This is a genomic window from Gemmiger formicilis (genome assembly GCF_016901605.1).
Classification (GTDB): domain Bacteria; phylum Bacillota; class Clostridia; order Oscillospirales; family Ruminococcaceae; genus Gemmiger; species Gemmiger formicilis_B.
This window is the reverse complement of record NZ_JACJKP010000009.1, coordinates 22592-30907: the sequence shown is the minus strand read 5'-3', so window position 1 is coordinate 30907 and position 8316 is coordinate 22592. Positions and strand designations below refer to the sequence as shown.

Sequence of the window (8316 nt, the reverse complement as noted above, 5' to 3'; positions counted from 1 at the left end):
TTACTGTGCCTCCTTTCCCTGTTTTTTGGCGCCTGCCATGTACAGGCCCAGTTCCTGGACGGTGGTCGTCTTGGGGTCAAACTCGCCCACGATCTCGCCTTCATACATGACCAGGATGCGATCTGAAAGATTCATTACTTCATCCAGTTCCAGGCTGACCAGCAAAACCGCCTTACCGCGGTCGCGTTCAGCCACAATCTGTTTGTGGATATACTCAATAGCGCCTACGTCCAAACCACGGGTAGGCTGAACCGCCACCAGCAGTTTGGGATCCTTATCAATTTCCCGGGCGATGATTGCCTTTTGCTGGTTGCCACCGGACATACTGCGGGCAATGGTCACACTTCCCTGTCCGCTGCGCACATCATATTGCTGAATGAGGCGGTCCGAATATTCGCGCACCGCACCTTTTTTGATAAATCCACCCTGCTGGAATTGCGGTTCCCAATAGCGCTGAAGCACCATGTTGTTTTCCAAGGAATAATCCAACACAAGACCATGTTTATGCCGGTCTTCGGGAATGTGGCTCATACCGTCCTTGGAACGCTGCCGGATGCTGGCATGGGTGATATCCTTTCCATCCAGCGTCAAGGTGCCGTGCGTGATCTTTTCCAGGCCGGTCAACCCATAGACCAGTTCCGTCTGTCCGTTTCCTTCAATACCGGCCAGGCAAACAATTTCGCCACCGCGCACATCAAAGGATACATCCCGCACGGCATCTTTTTTATGAACGTGACCAGGTACCGTCACGTTACAAACCGACAACACCACATCGCCCAGTTTTGCAGGCGCTTTTTCCACGGCAAACTGAACATCGCGCCCCACCATCATGCGAGAGAGTTCTTCTTTGGTGGTGTTGGCAATCTCGACTGTTCCGATTCCTTTGCCCTTGCGCAGTACCGTGCAACGGTCAGCTACCGCCATGATTTCGTTAAGTTTGTGCGTGATAAAAAGGATGCTCTTGCCTTCTTTTTTGAATCCGCGCATGATCTCCATAAGTTCGTCGATTTCCTGCGGAGTCAAAACTGCGGTCGGTTCATCGAAAATCAAAATTTCGTTATCACGATACAGCATCTTCAGAATTTCCACACGCTGCTGCATGCCTACCGAAATATCGCTGATCAATGCATCCGGGTCCACACGGAGACCATAGCGCTCCGAAAGCTCCATCACCTTTTTCCGTGCGATATCTTTTTGCAGAAATCCTGCTTTGCAGGGTTCCACGCCCAGCATAATATTATCCAGAACACTGAAGCATTCCACCAACTTAAAATGCTGGTGGACCATGCCAATGCCAAGATCATTTGCATCGTTCGGGTCCTTGATCCGGACCTCGCTCCCGTTCTTTTTGATAATGCCTTTTTCCGGCTGATACAGGCCAAACAAAACGCTCATCAGCGTAGATTTACCTGCACCATTCTCGCCCAGCAGGGCGTGTACTTCGCCCCGGCGCAGCTGCAGGGTCACATCATCATTTGCTTTGATACCGGGGAATTCTTTGGTGATGTGCAACATTTCAATTACGAAATCCTCTGCCAATCTGCTCACACTCCTTTCAAAGATTGATCTTGTGCTTATTATACAATTATTTGTACTTCTTCACAAGTTATTTGAACAGTTTTTCAATAAAAATTTGTCAATGTTTGAATCAACCAAAAACGGCGGACGCCTTGATTCTGGCGTCCGCCGTTTCATTCAATTTTCAGACTGAAAATCAGACCTGATAATCAACCTTGGTAAAGTCGCTGGTTTCGGGCTTCACAGCGTCATCAGAGCTGTTGTCCACAACCAGTTCGCCGGAACGAATCTTCTCGGCCAGAGCTTCGTACTCTTCCACGGTGAAGGTGGAGAAGTTCCAGCTCTCTTCGGCAGTGGGCAGACCGACGTAATCGCCTTCCTGCAGACCATAGTTACCGTTGGTACCGGCAATGGTATCCCAAGTGCCTTCGGCAATGTGGGTGATGGCGTCGGTAACACCGGCGCTCAGGCCCTTCATGGCAGAGGTCAGGAACGGGTTGTAGCTGTACTTGCCGCTCTCTACATCGTTCACGCCGATGTAGTTCTGGTCAACGTCAACACCGATCACCTTGCCGTCATACTTGACCGCAGCTTCCACCGCGCTGGTGTAAATGCCGCCGCCGCAAGCAAAGACAATCTGCGTGCCGCCGGAATACCAGCTTTCCATCTTGGCGGTGATGTTGGCGTCGCCGGAGAAGGCACCGCCGTACCAGTACTTGATGTTGATGTTGGTGCCCATCTCTTCAGCAGCAGCATCAGCACCCTGTACGAAGCCGTAACCGTAGCGGATAACCGCGGGCACAGCCATGCCGCCCAGGAAGCCCAGTTCGGTAAAGCCGTCCTTTACGGCAGCGTAACCGGCCAGATAACCGGCCTGCTCTTCCTTATAGGTGATGCAGTAAACATTCTCGGGGATGGTCTCGGTTCCGATATCAGCCTGCGTGATATCGACGCCGATGAAGTGGACATCGGGGTACTCCGTGGCGGCCCATGCCAGAGAGGAACCATACAGGTAACCGACGCAAACCACGGTGTTGGCACCGTCATTGACGGCATTGCGGATCAGGGTCTGACGATCCTCGTCATTGGCCTCATCCGGCGGCAGATAGTAGTCAACGTTAATACCGTTGGCTTCGCCATAAGCTTCTACAGCTTCCCAGCAGCCCTGGTTGAAGCTTTCGTCGTCAATGGTGCCGACGTCGCAAACCTGAGCGATTGCCGTGATTTCAGATGCTGCCGCTTCCTCGGTGGTAGCGCTGGTTTCCGTGCTGGCAGCCGTGCTGGAAGAGGTGGAAGAACCACCGCCACAGGCAACCAGAGAAACCGCCATGCTGGCAGCCATAGCCAGTGCAAGGAACTTTTTCATGGTTTTGATCTCCTTACTTGAAATTAAACTTCGACAGGGCAAATCCCTACCGCTTTGTTTTCAGTATAACGGATTTGCCATCTTTTTGCAACGGAAAAACCATTACAAAAATTTGACAGAAGGTCCAATGTCAGTTCTGGATTTCCAACGTTACCGAAGGCGTATCCGGCAAAGTGTCCATATCTGCATACGCTTCCACTTTCAGGTCGCTGTTTCGCAGCTGTTCATACAAACGTTCATACTGGCGTTCACTGAAGTTGCTGAAACGCCATGTGGAACCGGCCAGTGCTACACTTCCGTCGGTAAATCCGATTTTTTCAGTATGCCCGGCATCTTCCTGGCTCCAGGCACCATTCCCGGAGAAGAAGGAATACAACTGCTGCTGTACTGCTGCGTTATAGCATTTTATCGCACTGCCAAGCACACGCTCGCCCAACTCATTTTGGTCCCAGTCGGTGGCAAATACTCTGCCGCCCGTCTGGTTGGCTGCATCCACGGTATTTTGCAGCAAAGACGATCCGTTTGCGAGGATCAGCCCCGTACCGTTACGGTACCATTCGGTAACGCGGGAAGACACGATGCTTTCATCCTCGATCTTACCGGTATACCAGACACGGAGGCTCACTTCCTCGCCCTGTTGCTCGGCAGCCTCCTGGGCTCCCTGCAGGAAGCCTGTACAATAACGGACCACACTGGGGATTTCGTCCTCACCTACAAATCCCAACGTTGTGTACCCTTCCATCACCGAAGCATAGCCGGCAAGATAACCTACCTGTTCTTCCTGGAACAAAACACAATGTACGCTGGTATCGGTGCTATAAGAGGTATAGTCTTCATTGTGCGGTTCGTCATCAAACAGAAGATACTGGACACCCGGATAGTTGCCCTGAATGGCATACAATGCTTTGGCCATCTCTTCTCCGCGGCATACAACCAACGCCGCACCGCTTTCCGATGCCTGACGCAATGCGTCTTCTGCCGTTGCTATTTCTGCACTGCCATAGGTGAACGACTGCGCCGTATAACCAAAATTGGAGGCAAAAGTCTGTATTCCTTTCCAGAGCATAGCCTCTGCACCGGATTCAAATCCGCTTTCGGCCGCCGCCAAAGCAATGACAGCACCTCCCGGCAGCGGGGTCGCATCCGTTGCTGCCTGGAACACATAGGACGCATCATCAAGCGGCACCGAGAATTCACTGGTTGGCTGGCTTTCTTCCACCGGTGCACAAGCAGCCAGAGCCACCAGCATCATCAGGGAAAGAAACAGGGCGATAATTTTCTTCATGGGTAACGGGAACTCCTTACATCGGGGATTCGTCAGATTCCAGGTTGGCCGGACCAAAGCCGTAAGGCAGCAGTTCTCCCAACGTGGTTACAATGTAGTCATCTTCGGTTTTTGCCATAATCACGATCAGGCTTGGCCCGCCGAATTCAAACAGTGCCTGGCGGCAGACTCCGCAGGGGCCGGTGACCAGCTGGTTGACCGTACCTTCCATGCTGCCTACAATGGCAATGGCCGTAAACGCCCGCTCGCCTTCACTGACCGCTTTGAACAGCGCTGTTCGTTCCGCGCAGTTTGTGGGCGTATATCCGGCGTTTTCAATATTGCATCCGGTATAAACTTTGCCGTTGCGGGCCAGAAGCGCTGCCCCCACCTGAAAATGAGAGTACGGCGTATAAGCGAACTTACGGGCAGCGAACGCCTGCCGGATCAGACTTTGAATTTCTGCCTTTTCCATTCTTATTTCTCCAGGTAGGCTTCCGCGCCCAGCGCCACCTTCATCATGGCGGTAAAGCTGGTCTGCCGCTGTTCTGCGGTAGCCAGTTCCGGAGCCACAAAGCTGTCGGAGATGGTCAGCAGACAGGCCGCCCGCTTGCCCAGGACCTTTGCATTATGGAACAGCGCAAAGCTCTCCATTTCTACCGCAAGGCAGCCTTTTTCATCCCGCACACGTTCCCAATAAGTCGGTTTGCTATCACTGGGCTGATGATAGAACACATCGTCGGAATGAATGGGACCTTCGACAACAGGAATCCCCTGTGCGGCTGCGCTGGCCTTAATGGCTTCATTCAAAGCGGCGTCCGGTTTTTGGATGTCGTCCGTATCCCCACTTTGGGTACGGGCGAAATTGCTTTCCGAATATGCGCCCGAAGCCAGCACCACATCAAACAGCTTGACTTTATCGGTATAAGAACCGGCCGAGCCGATACGGATAATGTTTTCTACATCATACTGGGTATACAGTTCATAGGAATAAATGCCGATGGAAGGCATGCCCATTCCGCTGCCCATCACGCTGATGGGGCGGCCCTGATACGTACCGGTATAGCCGAGCATACCACGCACATCGGTAACAAGGCGCGGATTTTCCAGGAAATTTTCTGCAATAAACTTGGCGCGCAGCGGATCGCCGGGCATCAGAACGGTCTTTGCAAAATCGCCTTTTTCGGCGCGGTTATGAGGGGTAGACATAAATGCACACTCCTTTATTTTCGAGATTGGTCCTTATAGTATACCACATTTAGCACGATTGTGGTAAAATTAAGCAGAAAAATTTGTGAAAGCAGGTAGATCAATTATGGAGCTTCCGCACCAGTGTACTCTCTGCCCACGGGCTTGTCGGGCAGATCGGGCTGCCGGCCATGCCGGCTACTGCGGTGCCGATGACCGGCTTATGATTGCCCGTGCCGCCTTGCATCACTGGGAAGAGCCCTGTCTGAGCGGAGACCCCCAGGACCGCCGGGGCAGCGGCACCGTATTTTTCAGCGGTTGTTCCCTGCGCTGCTGTTACTGTCAGAATTACCCCATCAGTCAGGAAGGTGGCGGTAAAGCAATATCCGTTCAGCGGTTAGCCGATATTTTTTTGCAGCTGCAGCATGACGGTGCCCGCAATCTCAATCTGGTCACAGCTACACAATATCTGCCCTGGGTTTGCGAAGCCCTGGACCTTGCCAAAGATGGTGGTCTGACCCTTCCGGTCGTATATAATACCGGCGGATATGAAACGGTAGAAACCGTGAAAGCCCTGCAGGGGTATGTGGATATTTGGCTTACCGATTTTAAATACGCTGCTTCGGACCTGGCCGCCCGCCTTTCTTCTTCGGCAGATTACCCGGTTGTTGCAGAAGCCGCTCTGCGGCAGATGCTTCGGCAGACGGGAGCTCCGGCCTATGACGCAGAAGGATTCCTTCGCCGTGGCGTTATTGTCCGCCATCTGGCCTTGCCAGGCTGTGTTGCGGACAGTTTTGCCGTTCTTCAGCTCCTGGCACGGCTGCGCGATGAAGAAAAAGTTTCTTTCATTCCCAGTCTTATGAGTCAGTTCACCCCATTTTATAAAGCTGCTTCCCAGGGCTTGGGGCGCCGCATTACCACCTACGAATATCGCAAAGTCATCGAGGAAGCAATCCGTTTGGGGTTGACCGACGGCTATATGCAGGAAAAAAGCAGTGCCCGTGAAGAATATACTCCGCCGTTTGATTTGGAGGGCGTTTGATGGTTTTGAGTATTCTCTATCTTTGCTTGTTTCTCACCGCCGGTTTTCTGGCCGCCCGGCGTGCCGTCCCCGATGCAGGCCCCGCTGTGCTCGTTCCTTTGGGCTGTGGCTTCGGCATTTCCATGCTTGCACTTTTTCCTGCAGTTTTTGCGCTGCCGTTTGGCTTTGGTAAAATCTGCGCAGCTCTGGCAGCGGCAGGTGCACTGGCCGTAATAGGGATTCTTCTATACCGCCATCCGGGAATTTTTCCCGTTCCCAAAGACAAAGATTGCGGTGCCATGTGGGCCTGTCTGCTTCCCGTGGCGCTGGTCACACTCTATCTGCTCCATACGCATATCCTGCACAATGTGGATGGTACGCTGCACACCGGGCAAAGCTGCTACGGCGACTTGCCTATGCACCTAGGCTTTATCGAATACATCGCCCAAAGCGGTGAATTTCCGCCCACCTATCCTCTTTTGGGGGGCGAACATCGGTTTGGATACCCCTTTTTGTGCGAAACGGTTTCCAGTATTTTTCGGGTATTGGGTGCCGACCTCCGCACCGCTTATCTTTTGCCTGTAATTCCCGCAGTGTTCTCTGTGTTCGGGATGTTCTGGCAGCTGGCTCGCTCCGTGCTGGGCAATGCCGCCAAAGCCTGCCTTGCTTTTTATCTCTTTTTTATGGGAAGCGGGTTTGGTTTCTTCTATTTTTTGCGTGATGCCGAAAGCTTTGCCGGTATTTTCACAGGGTTCTATACTACCCCTACCAATTACACGACTAAAAACATCATTTGGGTCAACCCCATTGTAGATCTGATGATTCCCCAACGCGCTACCCTGTTTGGCTGGTGCATCCTGCTCCCGGCACTGTATCTTTTGTGGCGTTTTTGTTATGAGGAGCAACGCAGATTGTGGCTGCCCCTTGCTCTTCTGGTTTTGCCGCTCCCCTTACTTCACACGCACAGCGCTTTGGCGCTTGTTCTGCTTTGTCTGGTCAGCGGTATTTATACACTTTTTCATTATCCCAGAACCCGTGCGGTCCTGCTGCCTTGGGGCGGCCTTGCCCTTTTGTGCGGAATTGCCTGGCTGGTGCAGATGCTGCCGACCGTGTTGGCACAGAGCCTGGACGGGCAGAACATGCTTCGCCTGCATTTCAACTGGGTCAATGCCGAAGCAGACGGCTCCCTGAAAGACAATTATTTTTGGTTCTACATCAAGAATATCGGTCTGGTGTATTTGCTGCTGATTCCCGCCTGGCTGCATGCCGCCCGTAAACAGCGCTGGCTGTATGCCGGTGGCCTTGTGATCTGGGCACTGGCCGAATGTATTGTATTTCAGCCCAACACATACGACAACAACAAGCTTCTGTATGTATGGCACATGTTGGGATGTATTCTGGTAGCACAGCTTCTGGTAGATGCTGCCCTCAAAATCCGCAGTGTTCCCTGGCGTTCTTTGGCTCTTGGCTGCACCTGTGTAATAGCAACATTGGGCAGCGTTTTGACCGTCACCCGCGAAGTGTTCAGCGATTACCAGCATTGGAGCGCCGATGAGGTCGCCCTTGCCCAGTACATCCGTGAAAATGCTGCAAGCGATGCGCTGTTTCTGACCAGCGACAGCCATACGACACCGGTATTTTCTCTTGCGGGGCGCAGAATCCTGTGCGGTTCCGGAAGTTACGTGTATTATCACGGCATGGACTATACCCAGGAAGCCAACGCCATGCACCTTTTGTATGAGGCACCTGACGAAAGCCTTCTGGCGCAATGGGGTGTGGATTACGTCCTGTTTGGCAGTTCTGTAAACGCCGAATTCACAGCCGATGAAAGCTGGTATGCCGAACGGTATCCTTTGTGGTATCAAAACGACAGTTGCCGCGTGTACCAAATTACTGAATAATTTTTGCGTGCGCACCTTCCCCCTCTCCTGTTGCATACTATGCAGCAAAGGGAGGGGG

Annotated in this window: 7 protein-coding genes; 2 read left to right on the top strand and 5 right to left on the bottom strand. The window is 52.6% G+C overall.

What is annotated here, in order from left to right; all coding sequences use genetic code 11:
• The 5 genes from H6B10_RS01635 to deoD all read right to left on the bottom strand — a co-directional run bounded on the left by H6B10_RS01635 (position 1) and on the right by deoD (position 5357).
• Positions 1–1515, bottom strand: coding sequence for an ABC transporter ATP-binding protein (locus H6B10_RS01635; protein ID WP_204649175.1), 1515 nt, complete (start codon positions 1513–1515; stop codon positions 1–3).
• Between the two features lie 199 nt (positions 1516–1714).
• On the bottom strand, positions 1715–2884 hold the full coding sequence (locus H6B10_RS01630) for a BMP family lipoprotein (RefSeq protein WP_243427210.1): 1170 nt from the start codon (positions 2882–2884) through the stop codon (positions 1715–1717).
• Between the two features lie 130 nt (positions 2885–3014).
• A complete protein-coding gene (locus H6B10_RS01625) occupies positions 3015–4169 on the bottom strand; it encodes a BMP family lipoprotein (RefSeq protein ID WP_204649172.1) in 1155 nt (384 codons plus the stop codon).
• A 16-nt stretch (positions 4170–4185) separates the two neighbouring features.
• Positions 4186–4623, bottom strand: a complete 438-nt coding sequence (locus tag H6B10_RS01620) for a cytidine deaminase (protein ID WP_204649171.1) — start codon at positions 4621–4623, stop codon at positions 4186–4188.
• Between the two features lie 2 nt (positions 4624–4625).
• A complete protein-coding gene (deoD, locus tag H6B10_RS01615) occupies positions 4626–5357 on the bottom strand; it encodes a purine-nucleoside phosphorylase (RefSeq protein ID WP_204649170.1) in 732 nt (243 codons plus the stop codon).
• 106 nt (positions 5358–5463) lie between these two features.
• Between deoD and H6B10_RS01610 the strand changes: the two genes are divergently transcribed.
• Together H6B10_RS01610 and H6B10_RS01605 are read left to right on the top strand one after the other, a co-directional pair.
• Complete coding sequence (locus tag H6B10_RS01610) at positions 5464–6378, top strand: radical SAM protein (RefSeq protein ID WP_204649169.1); 915 nt, start codon at positions 5464–5466, stop codon at positions 6376–6378.
• On the top strand, positions 6378–8258 hold the full coding sequence (locus H6B10_RS01605) for a hypothetical protein (protein WP_204649168.1): 1881 nt from the start codon (positions 6378–6380) through the stop codon (positions 8256–8258). The genes H6B10_RS01610 and H6B10_RS01605 overlap by 1 nt, the downstream gene beginning before the upstream one ends.
• The last annotated feature ends 58 nt before the right edge of the window (positions 8259–8316 follow it).